This window comes from Anabaena sp. FACHB-1237 (assembly GCF_014696225.1).
Lineage (GTDB): Bacteria > Cyanobacteriota > Cyanobacteriia > Cyanobacteriales > Nostocaceae > FACHB-1237.
Window position 1 is genome coordinate 79080 of sequence record NZ_JACJPV010000002.1, and the last position, 25516, is coordinate 104595.

At 36.8% G+C, this 25516-nt stretch carries 18 protein-coding genes and 1 CRISPR repeat array; of the genes, 10 read left to right on the forward strand and 8 right to left on the reverse strand.

Going from position 1 to position 25516, the window contains the following annotated elements:
• The first annotated feature begins 177 nt into the window (after positions 1-177).
• Both H6F32_RS01285 and hisS read left to right on the forward strand, forming a co-directional pair.
• A complete protein-coding gene (locus H6F32_RS01285; protein WP_190367527.1) occupies positions 178-1599 on the forward strand; it encodes an aldehyde dehydrogenase family protein in 1422 nt (473 codons plus the stop codon).
• A gap of 477 nt (positions 1600-2076) precedes the next feature.
• Entirely contained in the window at positions 2077-3465 is a 1389-nt protein-coding gene (hisS, locus tag H6F32_RS01290) for a histidine--tRNA ligase (RefSeq protein WP_190367639.1), read from the forward strand.
• Between the two features lie 116 nt (positions 3466-3581).
• Here the strand turns inward: hisS and H6F32_RS01295 are convergent, their stop codons facing one another.
• The 3 genes from H6F32_RS01295 to cas2 all read right to left on the reverse strand — a co-directional run bounded on the left by H6F32_RS01295 (position 3582) and on the right by cas2 (position 9013).
• Positions 3582-4175, reverse strand: coding sequence for a hypothetical protein (locus H6F32_RS01295; protein WP_190367528.1), 594 nt, complete (start codon positions 4173-4175; stop codon positions 3582-3584).
• A 233-nt stretch (positions 4176-4408) separates the two neighbouring features.
• Positions 4409-5842, reverse strand: a complete 1434-nt coding sequence (locus tag H6F32_RS21050) for a TIGR03985 family CRISPR-associated protein (protein ID WP_190367529.1) — start codon at positions 5840-5842, stop codon at positions 4409-4411.
• A 257-nt stretch (positions 5843-6099) separates the two neighbouring features.
• Positions 6100-8308: direct repeats of the CRISPR family, unit length 37 nt; unit sequence GTTTCCATCCCCTTGCGGGGAAAAGGTGATCAAAGAC.
• 369 nt (positions 8309-8677) lie between these two features.
• The gene (cas2, locus tag H6F32_RS01305; RefSeq protein WP_313926151.1) at positions 8678-9013 is read right to left on the reverse strand and encodes a CRISPR-associated endonuclease Cas2; all 336 of its coding nucleotides are present in this window, start codon (positions 9011-9013) and stop codon (positions 8678-8680) included.
• Between cas2 and H6F32_RS01310 the strand changes: the two genes are divergently transcribed.
• Positions 9007-9651, forward strand: a complete 645-nt coding sequence (locus H6F32_RS01310; protein WP_190367530.1) for a transaldolase family protein — start codon at positions 9007-9009, stop codon at positions 9649-9651. The genes cas2 and H6F32_RS01310 overlap by 7 nt on opposite strands.
• Positions 9652-9759: 108 nt before the next feature.
• Here the strand turns inward: H6F32_RS01310 and cas1 are convergent, their stop codons facing one another.
• Positions 9760-10770: a CRISPR-associated endonuclease Cas1 gene (cas1, locus tag H6F32_RS01315; protein ID WP_190367531.1), complete on the reverse strand. Its 1011-nt coding sequence runs from the start codon at positions 10768-10770 to the stop codon at positions 9760-9762.
• Between the two features lie 1592 nt (positions 10771-12362).
• On the opposite strand from cas1, the gene H6F32_RS01320 reads away from it, so the two are divergent.
• The 3 genes from H6F32_RS01320 to H6F32_RS01330 all read left to right on the forward strand — a co-directional run bounded on the left by H6F32_RS01320 (position 12363) and on the right by H6F32_RS01330 (position 16805).
• Entirely contained in the window at positions 12363-12884 is a 522-nt protein-coding gene (locus H6F32_RS01320; protein ID WP_190367532.1) for a hypothetical protein, read from the forward strand.
• A gap of 390 nt (positions 12885-13274) precedes the next feature.
• Positions 13275-14039, forward strand: a complete 765-nt coding sequence (locus tag H6F32_RS01325; protein WP_190367533.1) for a molecular chaperone — start codon at positions 13275-13277, stop codon at positions 14037-14039.
• Between the two features lie 231 nt (positions 14040-14270).
• Positions 14271-16805, forward strand: coding sequence for a fimbria/pilus outer membrane usher protein (locus H6F32_RS01330; protein ID WP_190367534.1), 2535 nt, complete (start codon positions 14271-14273; stop codon positions 16803-16805).
• A 146-nt stretch (positions 16806-16951) separates the two neighbouring features.
• Here the strand turns inward: H6F32_RS01330 and H6F32_RS01335 are convergent, their stop codons facing one another.
• The 4 genes from H6F32_RS01335 to H6F32_RS01350 all read right to left on the reverse strand — a co-directional run bounded on the left by H6F32_RS01335 (position 16952) and on the right by H6F32_RS01350 (position 20998).
• On the reverse strand, positions 16952-17704 hold the full coding sequence (locus tag H6F32_RS01335) for an amino acid ABC transporter ATP-binding protein (protein ID WP_199294435.1): 753 nt from the start codon (positions 17702-17704) through the stop codon (positions 16952-16954).
• 64 nt (positions 17705-17768) lie between these two features.
• Positions 17769-18914: an amino acid ABC transporter permease gene (locus H6F32_RS01340; RefSeq protein WP_190367535.1), complete on the reverse strand. Its 1146-nt coding sequence runs from the start codon at positions 18912-18914 to the stop codon at positions 17769-17771.
• A 68-nt stretch (positions 18915-18982) separates the two neighbouring features.
• On the reverse strand, positions 18983-19909 hold the full coding sequence (locus tag H6F32_RS01345) for an amino acid ABC transporter permease (RefSeq protein ID WP_190367536.1): 927 nt from the start codon (positions 19907-19909) through the stop codon (positions 18983-18985).
• Between the two features lie 30 nt (positions 19910-19939).
• Positions 19940-20998, reverse strand: coding sequence for an amino acid ABC transporter substrate-binding protein (locus H6F32_RS01350; RefSeq protein WP_242031013.1), 1059 nt, complete (start codon positions 20996-20998; stop codon positions 19940-19942).
• A 528-nt stretch (positions 20999-21526) separates the two neighbouring features.
• Here H6F32_RS01350 and H6F32_RS01355 point away from each other — a divergent pair.
• The 4 genes from H6F32_RS01355 to H6F32_RS01370 all read left to right on the forward strand — a co-directional run bounded on the left by H6F32_RS01355 (position 21527) and on the right by H6F32_RS01370 (position 25409).
• Positions 21527-22087 (forward strand): hypothetical protein, encoded by a 561-nt coding sequence (locus H6F32_RS01355; protein WP_190367538.1) that lies wholly within the window; start codon positions 21527-21529, stop codon positions 22085-22087.
• Positions 22088-22181: 94 nt separating this feature from the next.
• Entirely contained in the window at positions 22182-22826 is a 645-nt protein-coding gene (locus H6F32_RS01360; protein ID WP_190367539.1) for a DUF3318 domain-containing protein, read from the forward strand.
• A 653-nt stretch (positions 22827-23479) separates the two neighbouring features.
• Positions 23480-23764: an RNA-binding protein gene (locus tag H6F32_RS01365; protein ID WP_190367540.1), complete on the forward strand. Its 285-nt coding sequence runs from the start codon at positions 23480-23482 to the stop codon at positions 23762-23764.
• Positions 23765-23936: 172 nt separating this feature from the next.
• Positions 23937-25409: a leucyl aminopeptidase gene (locus H6F32_RS01370; protein ID WP_190367541.1), complete on the forward strand. Its 1473-nt coding sequence runs from the start codon at positions 23937-23939 to the stop codon at positions 25407-25409.
• Positions 25410-25516 lie beyond the last annotated feature (107 nt).

Sequence of the window (25516 nt, forward strand, 5' to 3'; positions counted from 1 at the left end):
TATTACCTCATCTAGTGCTAAAAATGTTATTATCTTGGTGATTTTTTAGAAAAATTTTCAAATTCCATCACTGAAACTTTTACTCTGTGTACCTTGTGTGTCTCTACCTGAGATAAACTCTTTTAATTATTCATTGTACTTATATTATCTAGTTCATAAAAATTAGGAAAATCAACAATGACTAAACCGATTGAAGTTCGTAACCCTCGCACGGGAAAATTTGATTATGTAATTGTTCCTCCTCCTCCAAAATTACTATTTCAACAGTGTCAAAGACTGAGAAGAGGACAAATTAATTGGCAAAAATTAGAGGTTGATGAAAGAATTTCTGTTTTAAAAAATTGGAAACAAAGTATATTATTAGAAAGAGAACAAATTACAGAAGCATTAGTTAGCGATACTGGCAATTTATCAACATCAGCAGGAGAAATAGATTCATTAATTAGTAATATTGATAGATGGTGTAATCTTGCTCCTTCCTTACTACAAGATACAGCAAAAAATACCACAATTCCATTTATTGCTTTACAACAAACTGCCGTTCCCTATCAACTAGTTGGTGTGATTAGTCCTGCAAATTCTCCTTTATTATTATCTACAATGGATGTAATTCCTGCTTTATTAGCTGGTTGTGCGGTAATAGTTAAACCTAGTGAAGTTACCCCTAGATTTGTTGCCCCATTAATGAATACTGTAAATAATATTCCCCAATTAAAAGAGGTATTAACTTTTGTGGAGGGATCTGGACAAACGGGAACAAATTTAATAGAAGATGTGGATTTAATTTGTTTTACTGGTAGTTTAGATACCGGAAGACTAGTAACAGAAATAGCAGCACAAAACTTTATTCCTGCCTATTTAGAATTAGGTGGAAAAGATCCGGCTATTGTGTTAGAATCAGCAGATATAAATTTAGCAACTTCAGCAATTTTATGGAGTGCAGTTTTCAATACTGGACAGTCTTGTAATTCTATTGAGAGAATTTATGTAGCTGATGCCATATTTTCAGAATTTTATCATCAATTAATTGCTAAAGCTCATCATTTACAATTAGCTTATCCTACTCCAGAAAGTGGGCAAATTGGTCCGATTATTTCTGAAAAACAAGCAGCAATTATTAATGAACATTTACAAGATGCGATTTCCAAAGGTGCAATAATTCATTGTGGAGGTAAAGTGGAAGAAATTGGCGGAGGTTGGTGGTGTCGGCCTACGGTAATTACTGAAGTTAATCATACCATGAAAATTATGACAGAAGAAACATTTGGTCCAATTATGCCAGTGATGTCTTTTAATAAAATTGATGAAGCTATAGAATTAGCTAATGATTCCATTTATGGACTAAGTGCATCTGTATTTGCAGAGTCTTTAGAGTCAGCTATAGAAGTTGCCCAAGAAATTAATGCTGGTGTTATTAGTATTAATGATGCCGGATTATCCTCTATAATTTATGAAGGAGAAAAAACGCCTTTTAATTTTTCTGGTATGGGAGGTTCTCGTAGTGGTCCTGCAGCATTAAAAAAATTTCTCAGGAAGAAAACTTTTTTGATGAAAACTAATTCTACTCGTAATTCTTGGTGGTTTAATGATGGAGAATAAGAATCAAATTTATTTGTTGCTGATTCAAGGTATGATTTTGTTTCACGCAGAGGCGCAGAGGTACAGAGAATAAGAGCTTCATTTTTGTAATTTCCATTTTTGTAATTTCTAAATTTCATATCCTAATTCAGCAAAGCCCAAATTTAATGTAGTTTACTATATAGAACTTACGCAAGTATCACACCACAAATCTGTTGTAGGGTGCGTCAGATATAATCTGTTTATTTCCAGAATTTATCAAATCTGACGCACCGTATTAATCTTCCAATTGTAGGGCACAACAGCTTAATTATCAATAATAAGATTAAACTGAAATCTCTAACTGCTTATATTTCCTCATACTTTATTGACAAATTTATTTACAAGATGACAAAAAAAGTCACGAATCTTTATGCTAGGATTGCTATAGTCTGTAATTAAGTCCGTACTTAAGTTTGTACTTAATTCTCCATTTCATAAGGTATTTCCATGAATAAAATTGACAAAAGTAACAAAATTAATTTTTCCACTCCTAGCGGTTTTCCTGAATTTCTCCCTAGTGAAAAACGCTTAGAAGTATATTTATTAGATATTATTCGGCAAGTTTTTGAAAGTTATGGTTTTACTCCTATTGAAACTCCCGCAGTAGAAAGGTTAGAAGTATTACAAGCTAAGGGTAATCAAGGTGATAATATTATTTATGGTATTGAGCCAATTTTACCCCCAAATCGTCAATTAGAAAAAGATAAATCAGGAGAAACTGGTTCAGAAGCTAGGGCTTTAAAATTTGATCAAACTGTACCTTTAGCGGCTTATATTGCCCGTCATTTGAATGAATTACAGTTTCCCTTTGCCCGTTATCAAATGGATATGGTATTTCGCGGAGAAAGGGCAAAAGATGGCCGTTTTCGTCAGTTTAGACAATGTGATATTGATGTGGTTGGTAGGGAAAAATTAAGTTTACTTTATGATGCCCAAATGCCAGCAATTATCACGGAAATTTTTGATAAGATTAATATTGGTGATTTTGTTATTCGCATTAATAATCGGAAAATTCTCACAGGTTTTTTTCAGTCTGTGGGGGTTGCTGATGAAAATATTAAAACCTGTATTACTATTATTGATAATTTGGAGAAAATTGGCGAAGTTAAGGTTAAAGAACAATTAGAAAAGGAAGGTATTACAGCAGCACAAACTGAGAAAATTATTGAGTTTATCAAAATTGATGGTTCTGTAGATGATGTATTAGGAAAATTGGAGTTTTTAGGCAGTAATTTAACTAATGCAGAACAATTTAATTTAGGAGTAACTGAATTAAAAACCGTAATTAATGGAGTGAAAAATTTACAAGTTCCTGAAAATCGTTTTTGTATTGATTTATCCATTGCTAGAGGTTTAAATTATTATACAGGTACGGTTTATGAAACTAGTTTAATAGGCCATGAAGCATTGGGAAGTATTTGTTCTGGTGGTAGATATGAGGAATTAGTGGGAGTGTTTTTAGGGGAAAAAATGCCTGGGGTGGGTATCTCTATTGGTTTAACTCGGTTAATTAGTCGGTTGTTAAAAGCAGGTATTTTAAATACTTTATCTCCTACCCCCACTCAAGTGGTAGTGGTAAATATGCAAGAAGATTTAATTCCGGTTTATTTGCAAGTTTCTCAACAATTAAGACAAGCAGGAATTAAGGTAGTGACTAATTTTGAAAAACGTCCTTTAGGAAAGCAATTTCAAGCAGCAGATAAACAGGGTATTAGATTTTGTGTAATTATTGGTGCTGATGAAGTTGTGTTAGGAAAATCATCTTTAAAAGACTTACAAACCGGTGAACAAATAGAGGTTACTTTACAAGAATTAGGGGAAGAAATTAAACGCAGGTTAGGATAAAATGTAACCCACTGAAAAATCAGATCCCGGACTTCTTGAAGAAGTCCGGGATCTTTGTTTGAAGCCCAAATAATTTCAGTTTTTTTTGAGATTAACTAACAAATTAACTAACAAGTTTAAATAATTCGGTTATCTGATGTATGTAAACCAGAAATTAGTTGCGATGCTTCTGCTAACAGTTGCTGTTGTTCTGTGTGTAATTCTCCTAACCTACGATTAATTTCTAATAACCTTTGTTCTTTGGTTTGTTGCACTGCACGAGTTTTTTTCCAAAGTTTAAAACTTCCTAAAATAGAACCTTTCAACAGGATAAATGGTACTTTTAAAATAGACCAACTAGCTGTTTCTATTACTCTCATAATTGCCTTAATAATGCTAAAAATGATGGCAATTACTAATAATAAAATTATCATACCCCGCACAGGATGATTTATTCCCCAGGTGACAATGTGAACTATTTGGCCAATATGCGGATGGTTTGATAACAAGTTATTAAATGTGTGAGTCATACTTGTGATCATCGTGGAAAGTATATCATTAGCTATGGTTTCACTAATATGCCATTTATTTTCTAAAAATACTTTACTTTTATCTATTGTTTCTGTGGTTGTATTTTGTAGGTTATGTTGTAAGTTCTCAATATTTTGCTTTATTTCTTGGGTGAAGTTTTGCCAGTGAGATAAGTTAATATTGGCTAGGTTAATGGTCATAGATTCATGCAAATATTGATTAATAAGCTAATGTGCAGCACTCACTGTATAATTAAAAAACCTGAAGTTACAGTAGCACAAGCATCTTGCTTGTATTAATTATTCAAGTTAAAAGCACAACAGCTTATGAACACAGCAAGATGCCTGGGTTACTATGAACAGGCAAGATGCCTGTGTTACTATGAACAGGCAAGATGCCTGTGTTACAAGGGTTTGATCATTAACAAGCCACATCACCTACTTTGATTCAATTCATAATTACCTAACTCTTCTAAACACTCTTGTTTCAATTTTTCCCGAATTGATAATGGTGCTATTACTTCCCCTTTGGGTCGCCATTCTCTTAATCTCATTAAAACGTTTATATCTTCTGTACGTATCCACGCTGTATAATAAGCATCAGATGGTGACTTTTGCTTGAGAATCTCTAATATTTGCTGTTGTTGGGTTTTGGGAATATGTTCGGTAATTAACTTAGTTATATTTGTGTAGTGAATAGGTTGAAAAGATTGATGACGACGAGTATTATCTACGTACCAGCGAGCAAAATGCTTAGGAAAGCGCATGATTAACAATTCCCGTTCCAGGTAAAAATTAAAACCCCATGCTGTTTCTAATTCCGCTTCTACTTGACCAGGTGTGGGAAGTTGACCATTATACCACATTTTTTGTAATTCTGGAGGAATTGCGGGATCTCCCCAAGATAAGATTTGTAACTTTTTCGATGTAATGCGATCCAGGCGGTAATTATGCCACCCTATATTACCATCAGGATCTCTACCATAGGCACTCAGGTATTTTGCACGTCTGGAATAATGAATACAAACTGGATATACTATTACTTCTGCTTTGGTTTCTGTTCTGGGTATGTTCACTTTAAAACGTAGCACACCCAAACTAGGGTTACGCCAAATTTGTTCTATTTGTTCTTGATAGTTGTCCACTTCATCCTGTTTTTCATCGGAAAGAATATAGTCAAGATGAATAAATATCCGTTTTTCAGGTTGTTGCGATGTTTCTGTGGGGGATGTATGAAACATTTGTTCCCACAGGTTTTGTACAATTATGTCTAGGTTGGGTTTGATGAAGGCAATTGATTCTAATGTGTGTATTATTTCCCAGGTTTGTGCTAGGGATATTTGGATAAAACTCGGTTGTGTGACTGTGGGAAGGTTTAATTGTGGTAGTTTGCTTTTTGATATACCTTGATATTGTCCTTTATGGGGTACTTCTAACCATCCTAAACGGGCAAGTTGTTTTAAGTCATCTCGCAAGGAACGATGAACTGTTGCAAAGGGAGGTTGTTTTAACAAATCTTGTAAATATTCCTCTGTGATACCTGTAAGTTTAATGATTTCTTCTTGCCATTGTGGAGTGATGGGGAATATTTGTCCAGTGGTTTGATGACAGATACAGGTTTTATCTGGACATTGCGCGTTTATGTCGGGGATGGTCAGAGTTTCGATTTTAGGATGATTATATTTGAATAAGCGATCGCGCAATTGGGAGTAGGTAAAGTTTCTCGGAAGTTCTTCTATCCAGTTTTCTTCTCCATACAATTTGGTCAGTATTACCCATAATCGCACGGAACGATGTAACCGGTTGCCTAGTTGTCCGGCTGCTAACCAATGTAATATTTGTGGTGTTGCTGGATAAAAGAAGTTCACTGTAGCATTTTCTAATGGTTTCTATTTGTTTATTGTAATGGATTTTGGTGATGAACTACAATATCCACAACAATATCCCGGACTTCTTAGAGAATTTGGGGATCTGATTCGCAGATTTTACAAATATAATATCACACATATCATTATTGACGATTTTTGTCCAGTCTCAGGATAGTATCAGGGTTGATACGTCTGCATAGTTCTAGTTTTTCCACACTATAAGCACAACAAGTACAGATGTTAAGGTATCTCTATGTGTTTCCATCCCCTTGCGGGGAAAAGGTGATCAAAGACCTGGAAGCTATCAAAAAAGGAGTGCGGTCATTTGTAGAGTTTCCATCCCCTTGCGGGGAAAAGGTGATCAAAGACCAATTGACGATGAGTCAGGTCTCCAGTTATTACCCAAGTTTCCATCCCCTTGCGGGGAAAAGGTGATCAAAGACAGATTGTAGAATTGAGTTCTGTTGATTTTCCAGAAGGTTTCCATCCCCTTGCGGGGAAAAGGTGATCAAAGACCTATTAAGCAAAATCTATCCCCCACTCTAGCGGAAGGTTTCCATCCCCTTGCGGGGAAAAGGTGATCAAAGACGGGAGCGACAGTTAGCTGATACCTACCTATCTGATGTTGTTTCCATCCCCTTGCGGGGAAAAGGTGATCAAAGACCTTTATGGTTGTTTATGGATGAGGACGATTCCTCAAGTTTCCATCCCCTTGCGGGGAAAAGGTGATCAAAGACCAAGGTAAAAATATTTTGCGACGTAAGGGATGGACCCGTTTCCATCCCCTTGCGGGGAAAAGGTGATCAAAGACGCGGCAAAGAACAATGGAAATGGCTGGAAACAGCCGCAGAAAAGTTTCCATCCCCTTGCGGGGAAAAGGTGATCAAAGACGTAAGTGCTGTTACCTTAGCAGCTTTAAGATACAAGTTTCCATCCCCTTGCGGGGAAAAGGTGATCAAAGACTCTTGCTGTTTGATACCTCCTAGTTTGGGAGAAGGGGAGTTTCCATCCCCTTGCGGGGAAAAGGTGATCAAAGACATAAACAAGACTAAGCTGCTATTAGAAACCTTGTTTCCATCCCCTTGCGGGGAAAAGGTGATCAAAGACTCTACTACCCGATGATACAGCGTAGCAGTGACACAATGTTTCCATCCCCTTGCGGGGAAAAGGTGATCAAAGACACGCGGAAAAAGCTGTGGAGGTCTGCACCAAGCAGGCAAGTTTCCATCCCCTTGCGGGGAAAAGGTGATCAAAGACATACAGCCTAATTCAGAGGAATCTGCCCCTGATTTAATAGTTTCCATCCCCTTGCGGGGAAAAGGTGATCAAAGACGTCGTCTTCAACTACGCCGGCTTGTTACACATCAAGTCGTTTCCATCCCCTTGCGGGGAAAAGGTGATCAAAGACAGACACTTTCGCCTGAAATTGGATGGAAGGATATTTATGTGTTTCCATCCCCTTGCGGGGAAAAGGTGATCAAAGACTGCGTACAAAGCAGCATCTATCTTTGAAACAAAAGATGGTGTGTTTCCATCCCCTTGCGGGGAAAAGGTGATCAAAGACTCATCAAGTAAATTGTCAAGGGATCATGGGAGCAGGGTTTCCATCCCCTTGCGGGGAAAAGGTGATCAAAGACGCACCAAAGGTCGGAAGATACCTAACGTGCCCGCTGGGTACAGTTTCCATCCCCTTGCGGGGAAAAGGTGATCAAAGACAGAAGTGGGTGGATTATTTATTACAGGAGCAAACTTATGTTTCCATCCCCTTGCGGGGAAAAGGTGATCAAAGACCTGTAATCCTGATGCTGACTCCTGGGTCGCTAAGTTAGGTTTCCATCCCCTTGCGGGGAAAAGGTGATCAAAGACTTTAACGGAAGCTAAACAAAAGCTCCGTCAAGCGGAGTTTCCATCCCCTTGCGGGGAAAAGGTGATCAAAGACGCTTTGATGGTCTTCTAGAAGAAATAAAGTCTGGTGAAGTTTCCATCCCCTTGCGGGGAAAAGGTGATCAAAGACCTGCGTGGAATTTGTTGAGTGTTACAGACCCTTGTTACAGACGTTTCCATCCCCTTGCGGGGAAAAGGTGATCAAAGACTGTGAACCAACGGCTGTAAGGAGCCTTGTATTATGTCGTTTCCATCCCCTTGCGGGGAAAAGGTGATCAAAGACAAGGAGGGCTAAAATCCCTCCAGTTTAAAACCACCCTGTTTCCATCCCCTTGCGGGGAAAAGGTGATCAAAGACCTACCAGAGAAGCATTACCGCTCTGAAGGGTATGTAGCGTTTCCATCCCCTTGCGGGGAAAAGGTGATCAAAGACCGTCATGCGGAAGAACTAATGGCTAGGATACAAAGGGAGGTGTTTCCATCCCCTTGCGGGGAAAAGGTGATCAAAGACCTTTCAGATTTTTACTATTTGGATGAGAGAGGATAGTTTCCATCCCCTTGCGGGGAAAAGGTGATCAAAGACCCTATACCTACTGACCTGCTATCACAACTGGCTTTCAGAGTGCATTTGCACCGAGCCACGGAAACAAAAGTGTGATATTTTTAATAAGTATTCAATTTTCAAGGTTCTGAGTGCCGTTTTCAGCTAATAAACATAATATAAAACAAAAACTCCAAGAAGTCAACCCCTAAAACCAAAATTTTCTCAAAATTACAAAAGATTAATAAATTTAAATAGTTTTAACTGCCTGCGCCGAACTTAGTTTAATTACTTACAATCTGTAACAGTCCCCTAAATGCTGATATAGAGAGTATTTGGAGTAAAAATACCCTTCCAAATAGCAGCAGAAAAAGTAACGAAAAGTTTACAAAAGTTCGTTACAAAAAGTCATTACAAGATCAGATAATCAGGAGGTTCATAGGGAGGTTCCCCACCAAAAACCTTAGTATTTTTCTTAGCGGTTTCATCCAGGGGATAAATACGCAAATTATCTTCACTTAACTTTAAAACTGGCAACCAACGCTTTTCTAAAAGATAATTCAAATCCTTGTCATCTAAAGGACATTCAAAAACAGAATACTGTACTCTTTGACAACGCTGTTCTAATAACTTAACCAATTTAGCGCGGCGTTTATCATCGCGTATGTCATAGCAAAGCAACCACAATTTTGGCATAAAACAATGGATAATAGATAATTGAGAATTAGCAGTTATTGAATATGGCACTTTATTTAGATTCAGCGATCGCATCCGAAGCCGAAATAGTCAAACAATGGGGATGGGTAAAAGGTATCACCACCAATCCTACCTTATTAGCACAAGCGAATACACCTCCAGAAACTACCCTAAAAACCTTAGTATCCTTAACATCAGGACCAGTATATTATCAACTCCAAGCTACCGATAAACAAAGTATGATACGTGAAGGTATCAAAGCCTCGGAAATTATTGGTTCTCAGACTATACTAAAAATTCCAGCCACACCACTAGGTTTTGAAGTCGTAGCCGCACTTTCTCCACAAATTACCTGTTCTGTCACTGCTATTTATAGTTCCGCACAGGCCGCAGTTGCCAAGGAAGCAGGAGCAAAAATTGCCATAGCCTATGTTAATCGTGCTACAAGATTATTAGGTGATGGTATCGCATTAGTCAGAGATATAGCCAATATTCTCCAAGGTAGCGATGTACAAATTTTAGCAGCTAGTATTAAATCACCGGAGGAAGCAGCCGCGTCTATTCAAGCTGGTGCAGATCATTTAACTTTACCATTATCCATGTTACAAGCTATGGCTAATAATGATTTATCAAATCGCACCGTTGCTGATTTTGTATCTGGTGGAATAGGGTTAAAAATTGATAATTGATAATTAATAATTGATAATTGATAATTGATAATTGATAATTAATAATTGATAATGCATATTAATCCTCAAAATCCTCACATCCTGAGTATCTTCATTCAGACAAATCAACTATTTAATTACAAACGCCTCATAGTCTAACTGAGAATGTATCAAACATCTTCCCAACCATCTTGCTTGTTCCACTAATATCTGACTCAACATTAACTTTCTATTTTGTGGCGGATATAAAAACGCCGTTCTTAACCTTCGTTCCAACTCCCCCAACAACAGTTTTTTCGCAAGTAAGCCTAACCAAATTCCCTCCCCATCTGGAGATGGTTGAAAATCTTCCTTACCTACTATCTCTGATTGAATCATAGAAATTACCGCATGATCAACCACTATCGGCCGAAATTCCTCCATTAAATCTAATACTAAATTAGGTCTGTAAGATTCCGTAGCATGAAAAAATCCTAAATAGGGATCTAAACCTGCTTGTACTGTAGCAGAAAATACTCTAGCTAACAATACACCATATCCCCAACTTAACAAAGCGTTTATGGGATCTAAAGGTGGTCTGCGGTTGCGCCCTTGAAAATTCCACTCTTGGGGAAAATAATGGCGTAAAGCCTGATAATAATTACGTGCGCATATTCCCTCAATTCCCATCAACTCATCACGATTAAATGGGTTTGTGATATGTAACAAACGGGAACAATAGGAATTAATCAAATCTATAGCTTCTGCCAATTCCGTAATTTTACCATTAGTGGCGCGGTTACGCCGTTGTAATACTACTCGTTGATTCCGAATTTTACCCAGTATCATTTTTTGTGCTAAAGCCATACCGAAAGTAGTTTCCACTGTACGATATTGTGCTAATTTTATGGCAATATTACCGTGAAATTGACTTTGTAACCTCCCGCGAAACTGTCCATCTTGGCGCAAAAAGATAGTTTCTATACCTTTATCTAAGAGTTTAGAAATGGCAACATCAGTTAACTGTACTCCAGGGAGAATAATAATTAAAGAAATATCTTCTAAGCGACAGGTTTCAGTTTTCTGTTCTTTAGCAACTATTAAAGACTCATTACAATAACGGACAATAGTTCCATGTTCAGTTAAATATAGAGTAGTCATTTTTTCTTGATTGCTAACTGATAATTATTTACATGGTTTATTCTTACACCTTAATAGAAGACCCCTTTTCCATGAAAATTTATAACGCTTTGTATTTTGCAAGACTTACGCAACTAGCATATTGGTAAGGTGTGGTTCCACAAGCTCACCAACCACATCAGATATTATAAATTATATAAATAACCAACCGTTGATATCTAACGCACCCACTCAACAGATTTTTTAGTAAGCTAATGTGCAGCACCCACTGTATAATTAAAAAACCAGAAGTTACAGTAGCACAAGCATCTTGCTTGTATTAATTATTCAAGTTAAAGACACAACAACTTAATTAAAAAAACCAGAAGTTACAGTAGCACAAGCATCTTGCTTGTATTAATTATTCAAGTTAAAAGCACAACAACTTAATTAAAAAACCAGAAGTTACAGTAGCACAAGCATCTTGCTTGTATTAATTATTCAAGTTAAAGACACAACAACTTAATTAAAAAACCAGAAGTTACAGTAGCACAAGCATCTTGCTTGTATTAATTATTGAAGTTAAAAGCACAACAACTTAATTAAAAAACCAGAAGTTACAGTAGCACAAGCATCTTGCTTGTATTAATTATTCAAGTTAAAAGCACAACAACTTAATTAAAAAAACCAGAAGTTACAGTAGCACAAGCATCTTGCTTGTATTAATTATTCAAGTTAAAAGCACAACAACTTAACTACGACACTTACATAAGTCCTATTTTGGATAAGTCTTGTGTACTGATACACCCTAGTATACTAATGATGCAAACAAACACACAAATAATTCAGTATTATTTCTATTGTTAATCTTTATTAAGTGATAAATAGTATAAATAAGAGTAAAAAAATTACCCAAAACATAACGAAACTAGTAACCCAACTTACTAGTTATAATTCTAAGCCTTTTTTATACCCCTATATCACCATGAAAAAGGCAGAACTTGATTGATTTCTAACGTTTTTAAGGAGGTTAAAAAGATATTTGCTAGGGGTAATTCGTGAATTACCCCTACACAAGAATAAAGTTTTTAGTCCAATCTTGCGTAAGTCACAAATTAACTCGCTGTTTGTCAATCTTCCAATCAGGACTTCATACTATATGTCTTTACATCCTTTTTTAATTGCTTCCGGCTGAATCCTTAGTCCCCTTACTACCATTGGTTTTCAATCAGTAGGCCTTGCTTTTTATACCTCAGACTCTCTCAGTAAGAGTGAAACAACGGGTTTTGATAATATGGGTGAAAAGGCTTTAGATTTACACATTCAGTTTAATAACTCATTTATAAGCTAATGTGCAGCACTCACTGTATAATTAAGAAACCTGAAGTTACAGTAGCACAAGCATCTTGCTTGTATTAATTATTCAAGTTAAAGGCACAACAGCTTACCAAACCAGGGAAACTAAGTTACAGTAGCACAAGCATCTTGCTTGTATTAATTATTCAAGTTAAAGGCACAACAGCTTACCAAACCAGGGAAACTAAAGTGATACCATCACCCTGACAGTGGTTGATAATTAATAATTTATCTATCACCTAGAAATTTACTTATTCACTAATTTAGGAATCTCCAATATGTCTTTACGTGGTTTTTTAATTGCTTCCGGCTTAATCCTTAGTCCCCTTACTACCATTGGTTTTCAATCAGCAGCCTTTGCTGACACAGACAACACCCATATTCAGATTGGTGGCACAGTTGCCACAATCATCAGTATTAATGCAACACCAACTTCTGATGCTTCTAATTTACCTTTGAGTCAAACGGGTGAACAGATTGTCAAAATTGCTGACCTTAAAATTACAACTAACAGTCCTGCCGGTGTAAGAATAACTGTAAAATCACTGTACAACGGCACTTTGTTAAACGATGTTAATGACTATATTAACTACGGTATTCAAATAACGGATGATTCTACTACGCCTGATTCCGGATCTTTTAAAACCTTAGAAGAAGATGTGTCAATTAGTAAAACAACGGGTTTTAATTCTGAAACAGGTGAGAAGCAGTTAGATTTATACCTTAGGCTTAATAACTTGTCTATACCAAAACAGGGAAACTACAATGATACCATAACCCTGACAGTGGCTGACAATTAAGAATTTATCTATATAGCAGTTTTAGGTTGAGGGTAGTAGGGGTAATTGATGAATTACTATTACCCCTATGGTCGGTTAATCAATAGATTCTTGTATCGCGATAGACTAAAATTAGCTATATTAGCTACCAGTTTCAAATAACTAATCATTCTACACCAAAACACTGAAACTATAGTGATAAGCTAATGTGCAGCACTCACTGTATAATTAAAAAAAATTAAAAAACCTGAAGTTACAGTAGCACAAGCATCTTGCTTGTATTAATTATTCAAGTTAAAGGCACAACAGCTTACCATAACCCTGACGGCTACATATATCCCTGCTTTTATGCAATACCCTGGAACTTATAGCAGTTTTATTAAACTAACTTTATTTGATAACAATTAAATCATGAAACTCTCAGTTCGACATTTTTTTAATTTTATTTTCTTTGTAATATTAAGTGGGATTTCACCAGCACTAGCCTTTAAGTTAGACCCAATTTCTAGGGTATTTGAACCAGCAGGAGTAGGCGCTACCCAGTCTTATAAAATTATTAATGATACCTCAGAAAAAATTGCCGTTGAAGTTTCAATGGTAGAGCGAAAAATCAGTATAGATGGTCAAGAAACCACTGAAAAAGCTGATGGTGATTTTTTAATTTATCCATCCCAAATAATCCTACCACCTCAAGGTGTACAATCAGTTCGCGTTACTTGGTTAGGTAATCCTAACCCTGAAAAAGAACTAACTTATCGTCTTGTGGCTGAACAGTTAGCAGTTAACTTAAAAGATCCCAAACAATCACAACTAGAAACAACAACAGGGGGAATCAAAGTAATGTTTCGTTATATGGGATCAGTCTATATTCGCCCCAAAAATGCACAGTCTAAAGTTCTACTTAATGGCATTACTCACGAAAAAGGAAAAGAAGGAAATGATCTGTTAGTAATTACCTTTGATAATCAGGGTACTCGCCGGGCAGTTTTATCAGAATTAAATTTAAACCTAACTAGCGAAAAAGGCACTCAACTTACTCTCAAACCAGAACACTTACAAGGTGTTAATAATGGGGTGATTTTGGCAGGAAATCAGCGACGGTTTTCTATTCCTTGGCCTAAACAATTACCTGTGGGCAAAGTCACAGGAACATTTACATTTAAAGATGTTCAATAATTACGAATTTGATATTGCCAGAAACAGAAGAGGATGTATGAAAGGTCATTAAATGTATAAATAAATCCCTCTCCAAACCTCTGCTTTGCAGGTAGAGAGGCTTTGAAGTCCCTACTTCCCTCTCTTCTTAGGAGAGGGTTAGGGAGAGGTAGGAGGGTTAGAGATCAAGGCTTTTGGCATTTGAGAAAATAGTTCTCAGACATCCTCTTAAAAAACAAATTTATCTCATGAATGAAACTAAAATTAAAGCCACATAATTTACAATTATTCCTGTTTTTTTCTTGCAGTTCAATTCTCTTTAATTCTTCACCCAGTTTAGGGCAAGATTCACCTTCTCCGTCGCCCAGTTTACCTCCCGAAAAGCAAAATCAAGACCCGACATTTGAGGAAATTTTTAAGAAACCCCGTGAGGAAAACCAGAGGGTCATCGTTCCCTTTTTTATTGATGGACAACAAAGAGGACAGGTACTACTGACTTTGGAAAATAGTCCTGTCGTTCGTATTCAAGCAGCACCTTTGTTGGCAGAAACAGAAAAAGTTATTCGTCCAGATACCCAGGCAAAACTCACAAGTGCGGTTGATACTCAAGGTAATTTAAGCCTAGAAGTTTTGCTACAAAATGGCTTACAAGCAACTTTTGATCGCTCTAAATTAGAACTACAGATTCAAGTTCCACCTGCTCAACGTCGCACCAATGTGGCTAATTTGAATACTGGCAGATTACCCCCTGATAGTGAAAAAGCCTTGGATCCGAGCACTTTTAGCGGCTATGTCAATTTTCGCGCCGATAAAGATTATATTTGGTCTGGTTCAGGACAGAGAAATATAGGACTGCAACCTTTACGTTTAGCTGTAGATGGTGCATGGAATTATAAAAACTGGGTGTTTGAGGGGCGCGGCAATTTTACAGAAGCAAGAAAACCTGCTTTGATTAGGGGAGATTTGCGAGTAGTCCGGGATGCACCAAAACAAGCTTTGCGTTACGTACTGGGCGACCTTGCTCTTCCCATTACAGGGTATCAAAATAGTAAACCTCAACTGGGAATTTCAGTGGCTAAAAACTTTAGTTTACAACCTTATATAGTTACTCGACCTATTAGCCAATTTGAGTTTTTCTTAGAAACTGATTCGAGAGTTGATATATTAGTTAATGGTACATTACAACGGACTTTACAGTTACCAGCAGGACGACAAGATATTCGGGATTTGCCTTTGAACGGGGGTACTAATGATGTAGAGTTAGTGATTAAAGATGATGTGGGTAGGGTGCAAAAATTGAATTTTTCTAACCCGGTAGCAGGGGATTTATTAGCACCTGGAGTACAGCAATTTGCCTATAGTTTGGGTGTCCCTTCTGCTGATAGTTCAGGCGATCGCACATACAATTTTACTCAACCAATTTTGACTTTATCCCATCGTTTAGGTATAACTAATCAGTTCACTTTAGGCAGTTATTTACAAGCAGATTTACAACAACAACTTGCTGGTTTACAAGGAATTTTCGCCACCAATTATGGTAACTTTGGCTGGGATATCGCCTTCAGTCACGATCAGGAATTAGGAATTGATTATGCTGGTAAGTTGCGTTATGAATACTTACAAATTGGCGCAAATAATCCATCTCAACGTTCTTTTCGATTAACTGTAGAATCCAAAGGCCGGAATTTTATTAGAGTAGGAGAAGATAATCCGCGCAATGCTGTTGTTTATGATATTACGGCTAATTATAGCCAACAATTATTCTGGAACATGAAAGGAAATCTGATCATGAGATATGAATTTGGGCGAGACGTTCCTAATGCTTACAGATTCAATTTAGTGCTTTCCAGAAGTTTCCGCAATGGCTTAAATTTAAGTTTAAATCTCACTCAAAGTCATGATAGAAATGGTATTGATGAACAACGCGCTTATATTAATTTTTCTTTGAATTTACCCCAAAGTCGTCAATCAATTCAAGCATCATCCGATTTTAATAATAAAGGCAAGCTTACCAATCGCCTAAATTGGAATTATACCCCATTGCAAACCATTGGCGCACCACAAGTTTCCCTGGGTGTCAACCAAAATGACCTAAGTTATAATTTGTCTGGAAGGTCATCTTATACTGGCTATCGCTTCACTTGGAATTTAGCCCATGATACAGTTTTTGGTCTGAATAGAGATCAGGCGATCGCTAATACAACTAAACTCAGTTTTGGTACTGCTTTGGTATTTGCCGATGGTCATTTTGGCTGGTCACGTCCTCTTAACAATAGTTTCGCTTTAGTGATTCCCAAAGATAGCTTGAGAGGTCAAGAAATCGGTATTAATCCTAGTTCCGGTGGCTATACCACCCGCATTGATAATTTAGGATTTGGTGTAGTGCCAAATTTAAGTCCTTATAATACTTCCACTGTGATCATTGATGCGCCAAATTTACCTGTGGGAATAGATTTAGGCGATCGTACCATCAAAATTTTACCCACTTATAGCAGTGGTACATTAGTGCGAGTGGGAACAGATGCCACAGTTTTCTTACGAGGAGTATTATTGAACAGTGATGGCCAACCAATTTCTTTACAATCAGCACAGATTGTTTCTGTGGGCGATCGTAATTGGCAGCCAGTTACTATATTCACCAATCGAGCAGGTAAGTTTGCTACTTTGGGATTAAAACCAGGACGCTATGAAATCCGCTTATTTACCAATCCTCCAATGGTGATTCCATTTGCAATTCCATCTGATGCCAAGGGAATATACGATATTGGTACACTTAAAATTCCGTGACAGTTACGGGTGCAAAATGTGGGATCTAAAAATGTGGTATCTAAAAGATATACAGCACACTTAGGGTAAGATCCCCGCGATACAAAAGTTCGCTGTTATATATCTATAGACTAAGGCTGATTCCCAAAAGCTAATAGCTGCTATATTTAAATAATTTGCGATAAAAACCTCTTAGTTCTTTCTTCCTGGGGATTATTAAAAAAGCCATCAGGAGTCGCAGTTTCCACAATTACACCACTATCCATAAAAATAACACGATCAGCCACTTCCCGCGCAAATCCCACCTCATGAGTCACAACTACCATCGTCATCCCATCATTAGCAAGGGTTCGCATCACATCTAAAACTTCACGTACCATTTCCGGATCTAATGCTGATGTAGGTTCATCAAATAACATTATTTTCGGCTGCATAGCTAAAGCACGGGCAATAGCGACCCGTTGTTGTTGTCCTCCAGATAACTGGCCTGGATATTTTTGCGCTTGGGCTAAAATTCCCACTCTTTCTAATAATTGAATGGCTGTTTCTTCAGCTTTACTTTTAGATATTTTTCTCACCCATATAGGTGCTAAAGTAATATTTTCTAACACTGTTAAATGGGGAAATAAATTAAATTGTTGAAATACCATTCCCACTTCTTGACGAATGGCCTCAATATTTTTTAAATCATGAGTTAGGTTAATTCCATCAATAGTAATACTTCCCTGTTGATATTCTTCTAAAGCGTTAAATGTTCTAATAAAAGTTGATTTTCCTGAACCAGAAGGTCCCATTAAAACTACAACTTCTCCCCTAGCTACTGATAAACTTACACCTTTGAGAACATGAAATTTACCATACCATTTATGTACATCTTGGGCAATAATTATTGATTCAGAATTTGATGTTGTTATACTCATTTTTTTTACTCCTTGTTCTTCAGATCCCCGACTTCTTTAAGAAGTCGGGGATCTAGTTGTTGATCTAGTTGTTTAGGTTTTCTAATTTTCTAGCAGTAATAGCCATTACATAACAAAATACCCAATAAACCACTCCAATAAATAAATAAACTTCTGCATATCTACCTAAAAATTGCGGTTGTGCTAATATTGATCTGGCCATTCCTGTTAATTCCACTAACCCCACTAATGACAGTAATGAAGTATCTTTAAATAACCCGATAAATTGCCCCACAATAGCTGGAATTACAGCTTTTAATGCTTGGGGTAACACAATTAATAATATCACATAAGGAGTATTTAAACCTAATGCTTTGCCTGCTTCTATTTGTCCTTTAGGAATTGACTGTAAACCTCCTCTGACATTTTCAGCCATATACGCTGCACTAAATAATGTTAACCCTGCAATACCTCTAACTAAACGATCCAACCGTAAATTTTCCGGCAAGAATAAGGGTAACATAACTTGGGCTAAAAATAGAATACCAATTAATGGCAATCCTCGCACAATTTCAATATATAAAACTGAAAACCAGTGAATTATCGGTAATGTACTAGTTCTTCCTAAGGCCAGTAACACTCCTAATGGAAAAGAAAGTACAATACTGACTATAGCCATTAATAATGTTAGCAATAAACCATTCCAGAAGTTTGTAGAAATGGGTTTTAAACCTAAACCTCCTCCAATTAACCAAAGAATTATCGGGAAGGATAATAACCATATCAATGATATCCAAGGTTTGATTTTATTAGAGAATTTTCTCCCTGTGAAAAGTCCTCCCAGTGATGCAATTGTGATAGCAAATAACCGAATTTTATTAATTGTCTGTAATGGCAGAATTAATAACACAATAATTCCACAAAAAGCAGCAATACTAAAATCACGTTTTGTGAATGTTTGTTGTTGTTTGAATATCCCCATTGTCATACTGGTTAAAGTTGTGGTTATGGCTAAAATAAGCCAAATACGCCAATATAAACTTTTGGGAAATCTTCCTACTAAAAATAAATGTAAATTAACTTGTATTACTTCCCATTTTGATAGGGTAATTAACCAATTAGCAAATCCTTGAAATATCCACAAAATCAATATTATTGACAGAATTGATAATAGACTATTGTACCAGTTGTTAAACAGATTTGTTCTTAACCAATTAATTTTTTCATTCATAGTTTTATTTTGTAAGTAAATAGTTGCTCCAGATCCCCGACTTCTCAAAGAAGTCGGGGATCTTATAGTTATCTTTCTTTAATTTGCACAGCATTGTTAAATTGGTTCATTATTAATGAGATTGTTAAACTTAATGTTAGATATGTCAGCATAATTAAGATCATCACTTCTACCGCTTTTCCTGTTTGGTTAAATGTGGTAGAAGCCACAAAATAAATATCTGGATATCCTACAGCGATCGCTAAACTGGAGTTTTTTGTTAAGTTCAAATACTGACTAGTTAAAGGTGGAATAATTACCCTTAATGCTTGGGGTAAAATTACAAATCTCATGGTTAAAGTAGGGTTTAAGCCAAGCGATCGCGCAGCCTCCCATTGACCCTTTGCTACAGATTCAATTCCTCCTCTGACAATTTCGGCAATAAACGCTCCAGTGTAAAATGTCAACCCTAATAATAATGTAGAAAATTCTGGAGTTAAGGTAAAAAAAGGTAATTCTATTCCACTTTTACTCAAGTTTATTAAACCCAAAATACTGATTTTATTTGCAGCTTTGGGAAAACTCAAAAATACCGCAAAATACCAAAATAACAACTGTAGTAATAATGGTGTATTTCTGAAAATCTCTACATATAATAAACTGATATTCCTTACTAACCAATTATTTGATAATCTGGTAATTCCCGCAGTTAAACCAATAATTGAAGTGAACAAAATTCCTAAAATTGCAATACGTAAAGAATTGAGTAACCCTACCCACAAAGCTAACAAATAAGAATCTGTGGGCTTATAATTAACTATCTTTTCCCCAATATCAAAAGATGCTTGTTGTTGTAAAAAATCAAAACCGAAATTAATTCCTAACTGTTGTAAATTCCGGTTGATATTCATCACAACTATGACGAAAATAGCAACTACCAAAAAAGCCACAATTACTTGAGTAAAATTTTGCCAAAAGCGTTGACTACGCCATAATGGAACTTGAGAATTATTCATGATACACACAATGATAAATACAACTTACAATTATCGAAAAGGAGGAGCATAAAGCAAGCCATTCTCATTCCATAATTGATTTTGTCCCCGTGGTAAATTAAAACTACTCTTTTTTCCCAAATTTCGCTCATATATTTCCCCATAATTACCCACGTGCTTAATAATATTAAAAGCAAAATCATTAGTTAAACCTAAACCAACGCCTAAACTTCCTTCTACTCCTAAAAAACGTTTAATTTCTGGATCAGAACTATTTTTTAATTGGGCAACATTTTGGGAATTAATACCTAATTCCTCAGCCTTAATTAGAGTATAAACAGTCCATTTTACAATATCACTCCAACGAGTATCACCTTTAGCGATCGCTGGTGCCAGAGGTTCAGAAGAAAGCACATCATTTAAAATAATATGATCATCAGGTTTTGCTAAAGTAGAACGTCGAGAAACCAAAGCAGAGCGATCTGTAGTAATAGCATCACAACGTCCTTCACTATAAGTTGCAAAGGTAACATTTACATCTTCAAAAACCACAGATTTATAAGGAATATTGCGTTTTCGCATTTGATCAGCTAAATTTTGTTCAGTAGTAGTTCCAGTTTGCACACAAATAGCCTTATCCTTTAAATCTTGAAGAGACTGAATACCGCTATTTTTCCGCACCATTAAACCTTGACCATCATAAAAAATAACTGGTGCAAAATCCATACCCTGTGCCGTAGCACGGCCAAAAGTCCAACTAGTATTACGACTGAGAATATCCACCTCCCCAGTTTGCAAAGCTGTAAATCTTTCCTTAGAATTGAGAGTACGATATTCCACCGCATTAGGGTTATCAAAAATACCTGCTGCTATAGCGCGACAAACATCTACATCAATACCACTATATTCTCCATCAGTACCGACAAAGCTAAAACCTGGTAATTCCCCACTAATACCACAAACTAATTGTTTACTAGCTTTAATTCTCGACCAAAGATCACGAGTGACAGGTTTACTAGTATTATGAGAATTAGCACCACAAGCAGCCAATATTAAAGCTAAGGGAGTCAGTACCAACACACAGACTAGTTTAGATACATATTGATTCATCCTCAACATCCCCAAAATGATATATTTTTAGCCAGTATCATTGAACGAGTACATGAAATAGAAATAACCATGAACACATCAATTAACCCCAAGTTACTAGTTATAACTATAAACCTTTTTATCCGCTTAAATCCCCCTTAAAAAGGGGACTTTGATTGGTTTACAACCTTTGTGAACCCAGGGTAAAGGGATATCTAGTCTAGGAATAAACCTAATTATTTGTAACTAGCAACTTAGTGTTAACTACAAATGAATATCTATGACAGATCCAGGCTATAACAACTTTCTTAAAAAAACTTTACATATTATCATGGTAAATCAAACACAATCACTCACAATCAAGGTAAATTTCCCAAACATTAACCACAGAATTTTAACATTTGACACATCCTACTTGATAAAGTTGTAAAATCTTGATAAATTCTAGGCTTTTGTCTAGGCTTTGGAGGATAAACCAATTCCGTAAATGCCCCAGCAAGTTACAATAAATTTGGTGACAGCCTCTTCACTATTCTTTATGAGGCTTTTATGGCAGTACATCTGAAACAAATAGCTAAATACCTAGATAACCTTGGTTGGGAATATCGCGTTGACGAAGAGGAAGAACGCATTATTACAGGAGTGGAGGCGCAAAACCTAGAAGACTTCCTCATAGTAGTGCAATTAGATGAAGACGGCAAATTTTTCCGCCTATTTGCCCCCCAAGTCCTTGGAGAAGTCAAAGATCATCCCCATAAAGAGGCCATCTTGCAAACCATGTTGGCTATTTCCTGGGAAACCAAAATGTTACAATGGGAATATGATCCCTCCGACGGCGAAATCCGCGCTATCATTGAGTTTCCTTTGGAAGACTCTACACTCACAGAACGACAATTTAATCGTTGTTTAAGTGGGTTAGTGCAAATTGTAGACAATATCGCTCTACCACGTTTACAAGAAGTCATGGAAACTGGACAAGATCCAGGAAACCTAGACTTAGGAGAAAGATTATTATTGAGTATCCAAGAACAAGCACCAGGCTTACTAGAACTGCTAGAAAAAGCTATGGAAGCCAGAAAAAAACGAGGTAGTTCTTCTCACGAGTTCTAAGTTAAGAAAATTCCCGAAAATAAATTGCTCAACTTCTGCTTCATGAAGTTGTGAAGGGTCACTATATACTAAAATTTTGTAGGGTTGGATTTTTATGACATCTTATGCAGCTTCCTCCGCCAAAGCAGAAATGAGTGAATTACGACGCTTAAAGAGCTTATTACCACCAGAATTACAAAGTTGGGTGACAGTTGAAGGCACAACAGAAGTTAATCCAGCCTTGATACGATCTGAAGAAATTGGTAAGGATCAGGTAGAAATACAAATTGATTTAATTAAATGGGATGCGCTGGCTATGGATCAGCGAAATCTCTTGTTTTGGCACGAAGTAGGCCGCATCCAAAACGATACCATCCCCAAAGACGGTTGGGAAATGGCCGCCTTAGCCATAGGTTTAGGAGGTGCAGTAGGTGAACTGTGGGTACAGGACGGATTACTATTAGTATTAGCATTAGCCTTATGTGGAGTATCAGGTTGGAGACTATACCAAAAAAATAACGGCGAAAAGCAACTCAGAGAATTAATAGATGCTGACGAAAAAGCGATCGCCCTAGCCACAAGATTTGGTTATAGTCTTCCCAACGCCTATAAAAGTTTAGCTAGTGCATTAAAGACATTAGTAGACAACACCCCCAGTAAAAGGCAACGTTCTCGATACGAAGCCAGACTTTCCGCACTCAAACGCAGTGCAAACAAAGCCAAAAATAAATCTAAGAACCCAGAAAATAATGACTACTAGGAGATCAAGGAGTCAGTAGGTTTGAATATATGGCTTATTTGTTTGGCTGACACACCCGCCTGGAAATTCATTTCCAGGCTCATAGCTCAAGTTTACTAAAGTAAACTAAAGAATTTAAAGAATTTTCTAGTTACAGTAATTTTCTCAAATTTTCTCAGGACTTACGCAACTCCCTGTCCCCAACCCCCAACTCCCCACACCACCTATAACATTTACTGGTTATTAATTGCACAATATATAAAAACAGTTAATAAAAGATTGTAAGATACCATACTTTGAAAAAATTCACAATCAGTTATCATATTAACAGTATTGCCTATTATCTCTTTCCTTCTGTCTCAACTTAAGGAAGATAAACAGCAAGAAACAATCAAAGCAGTCCCTAATGCTTTATTATGTGGGATAAATGGGGTTATAGTTTCCCCAGTAAAGGTAAAACTTTCAAAGTAAAAGATATTTATCTGTATTTTTTACAACTATATCAATCTTCAGAATGAAGACAGGCTGAATTAAGTGAATTATATACTTACCCTGTAGCTCACAAATTCAGTAACCTTCACATCAAATCTATCTAGTAGTATTACCAAATAATATTACTAAAAATCTTTTGATATCTGAAGTAAATGCCTTGTATAGAAAATTACGTGACTGACATGACTATTTACGTTGGAAATCTCTCTTACCGTGCCACTGAAGCTGACTTAAAAGCCGTGTTTGCTGACTATGGAGAGGTAAAAAGAGTTGTATTACCTACAGACCGTGAAACTGGCAGAATGCGCGGTTTTGCTTTTGTAGAAATGATGGAAGATGCACAAGAAGATGCTGCTATTACAGAATTAGACGGTGCTGAATGGATGGGTCGTCAGCTAAAAGTGAACAAAGCGAAACCACGAGAAGATGACCGACGAGGTGGCGGGGGTAGAAAAAAAGATTATTAAAAAATAGCAGGTGATAGGGTGTCAAATGCGGAGTATAAATTAGATTTTACCCCATTAGCAATCACCCATCACCAATTACCTATCATAAAATTTCTTCCCTTAATTCCTCATAATCCTGAAAATTTACGCAATACTAGTACAAAGTAAGGAAGGTTTACAGAACATTACACAAATGACAATTCAAACTAGTAATACAACAATATCAACCTGGACCGGTGATACTTTAGCCATTGGTTTATTTGAAGATGCAGTACAATTAACTGGAGATTTGGCTGCTTTAGATCAACAATGGGGCGGTATTTTAACAGAACTCATTACAGAAGAAGAATTTAAAGGTAAAGCTAACAGTACCATCTTTAGCAGACTACCTAGTGGTAATAATGTCCGTAAAGTGATCTTAGTCGGTTTAGGTAAAGTAGAGACACTAAAACTAGATACTTTACGTGGTGTAGCTGCTACAGTAGCCAGAAATGCCAAAAAGCAAAGGACTAAAACCCTCGCTATTAGTGTACCAACTTACAATAATGATCCCGCCTCAACTGCCCAAGCATTAGCAGAAGGTATATTATTAGCATTGTTCCAAGATAATCGTTTTAAATCAGAAGTAGAAAATAAAACTCCTCAAATTGAAACTATAGAATTATTAGGTTTAGCTGGACAAGAAGCGGCCATTATCCGCGCTAATCAAATTGTGTCAGGAGTAAATTTAGCCAGGGAATTAGTAGCAGCACCAGCAAATAGTGTCACACCCATCACTATGGCCGAAACAGCCCAAACCATTGCCCAAGAATATGGTTTAGAACTGCAAATTTTAGAACGGGAAGACTGCGAAAAACTCGGCATGGGAGCATTTTTAGGTGTTGCCCAGGCATCAGAATTACCACCTAAGTTTATTCATCTTACCTATAAACCTAGCACTACACCAAAACGCAAACTGGCTATTATTGGCAAAGGTTTAACTTTTGACTCTGGTGGTTTGAATATTAAAGGTGTAGGTAGTGGTATTGAAACAATGAAAATGGATATGGGTGGCGCAGCAGCAATTTTAGGTACGGCTAAAGCCATTGGCCAATTAAAACCAGACGTGGAAGTTCATTTTATCTCAGCCGTTACTGAAAACATGATTAGCGGTAAGGCAATGCACCCAGGAGATATCTTAACCGCATCTAATGGCAAAACTATCGAAGTGAATAATACCGATGCTGAGGGACGCTTAACCTTAGCAGATGCTTTAGTTTATGCTGATAAATTGGGAGTAGATGCGATCGTTGATTTAGCAACTCTCACAGGTGCTTGTATAGTTGCTTTGGGCGATGATATTGCGGGTTTATTTACACCCGATGACAATATAGCCCATCAATTACAAACATCTGCGGAAACTGCGGGCGAGAAAATTTGGCGTTTACCAATGGAAGAAAAGTATTTTGAAGGGTTAAAGTCTGGTATTGCTGACATGAAAAATACTGGACCACGTGGGGGAGGTTCAATCACTGCGGCTTTATTCCTGAAGCAGTTTGTCAAAAATACACCTTGGGCGCATTTGGACGTAGCTGGACCCGTGTGGGCAGATAAGGAAAATAGTTATAACAATGCTGGTGCTACAGGTTTTGGTGTACGAACATTAGTTAATTGGGTTTTAAGTTAATTAATGATCTTTTTACAATAAAGATCCCGGACTTCTTCAAGAAGTCCGGGATCTGAACTAAGCTAATGTGCAGCACTCACTGTAACTCACTGTATAATTAAAAAACC

Bases quoted from the DNA above. Each gene is read 5' to 3' on its own strand.
- H6F32_RS01310 (WP_190367530.1), top strand. From the start codon at position 9,007: ATGGCACTTTATTTAGATTCAGCGATCGCATCCGAAGCCGAAATAGTC.
- H6F32_RS01355 (WP_190367538.1), top strand. From the start codon at position 21,527: ATGGCAGTACATCTGAAACAAATAGCTAAATACCTAGATAACCTTGGT.
- H6F32_RS01350 (WP_242031013.1), bottom strand. From the start codon at position 20,998: ATGAATCAATATGTATCTAAACTAGTCTGTGTGTTGGTACTGACTCCC.
- H6F32_RS01285 (WP_190367527.1), top strand. From the start codon at position 178: ATGACTAAACCGATTGAAGTTCGTAACCCTCGCACGGGAAAATTTGAT.
- H6F32_RS01365 (WP_190367540.1), top strand. From the start codon at position 23,480: ATGACTATTTACGTTGGAAATCTCTCTTACCGTGCCACTGAAGCTGAC.
- H6F32_RS01360 (WP_190367539.1), top strand. From the start codon at position 22,182: ATGACATCTTATGCAGCTTCCTCCGCCAAAGCAGAAATGAGTGAATTA.
- H6F32_RS01325 (WP_190367533.1), top strand. From the start codon at position 13,275: ATGAAACTCTCAGTTCGACATTTTTTTAATTTTATTTTCTTTGTAATA.
- H6F32_RS01345 (WP_190367536.1), bottom strand. From the start codon at position 19,909: ATGAATAATTCTCAAGTTCCATTATGGCGTAGTCAACGCTTTTGGCAA.
- cas1 (WP_190367531.1), bottom strand. From the start codon at position 10,770: ATGACTACTCTATATTTAACTGAACATGGAACTATTGTCCGTTATTGT.
- H6F32_RS01335 (WP_199294435.1), bottom strand. From the start codon at position 17,704: ATGAGTATAACAACATCAAATTCTGAATCAATAATTATTGCCCAAGAT.
- H6F32_RS01370 (WP_190367541.1), top strand. From the start codon at position 23,937: ATGACAATTCAAACTAGTAATACAACAATATCAACCTGGACCGGTGAT.
- H6F32_RS01340 (WP_190367535.1), bottom strand. From the start codon at position 18,914: ATGAATGAAAAAATTAATTGGTTAAGAACAAATCTGTTTAACAACTGG.
- H6F32_RS01330 (WP_190367534.1), top strand. From the start codon at position 14,271: ATGAAACTAAAATTAAAGCCACATAATTTACAATTATTCCTGTTTTTT.
- H6F32_RS01320 (WP_190367532.1), top strand. From the start codon at position 12,363: ATGTCTTTACGTGGTTTTTTAATTGCTTCCGGCTTAATCCTTAGTCCC.
- H6F32_RS01295 (WP_190367528.1), bottom strand. From the start codon at position 4,175: ATGACCATTAACCTAGCCAATATTAACTTATCTCACTGGCAAAACTTC.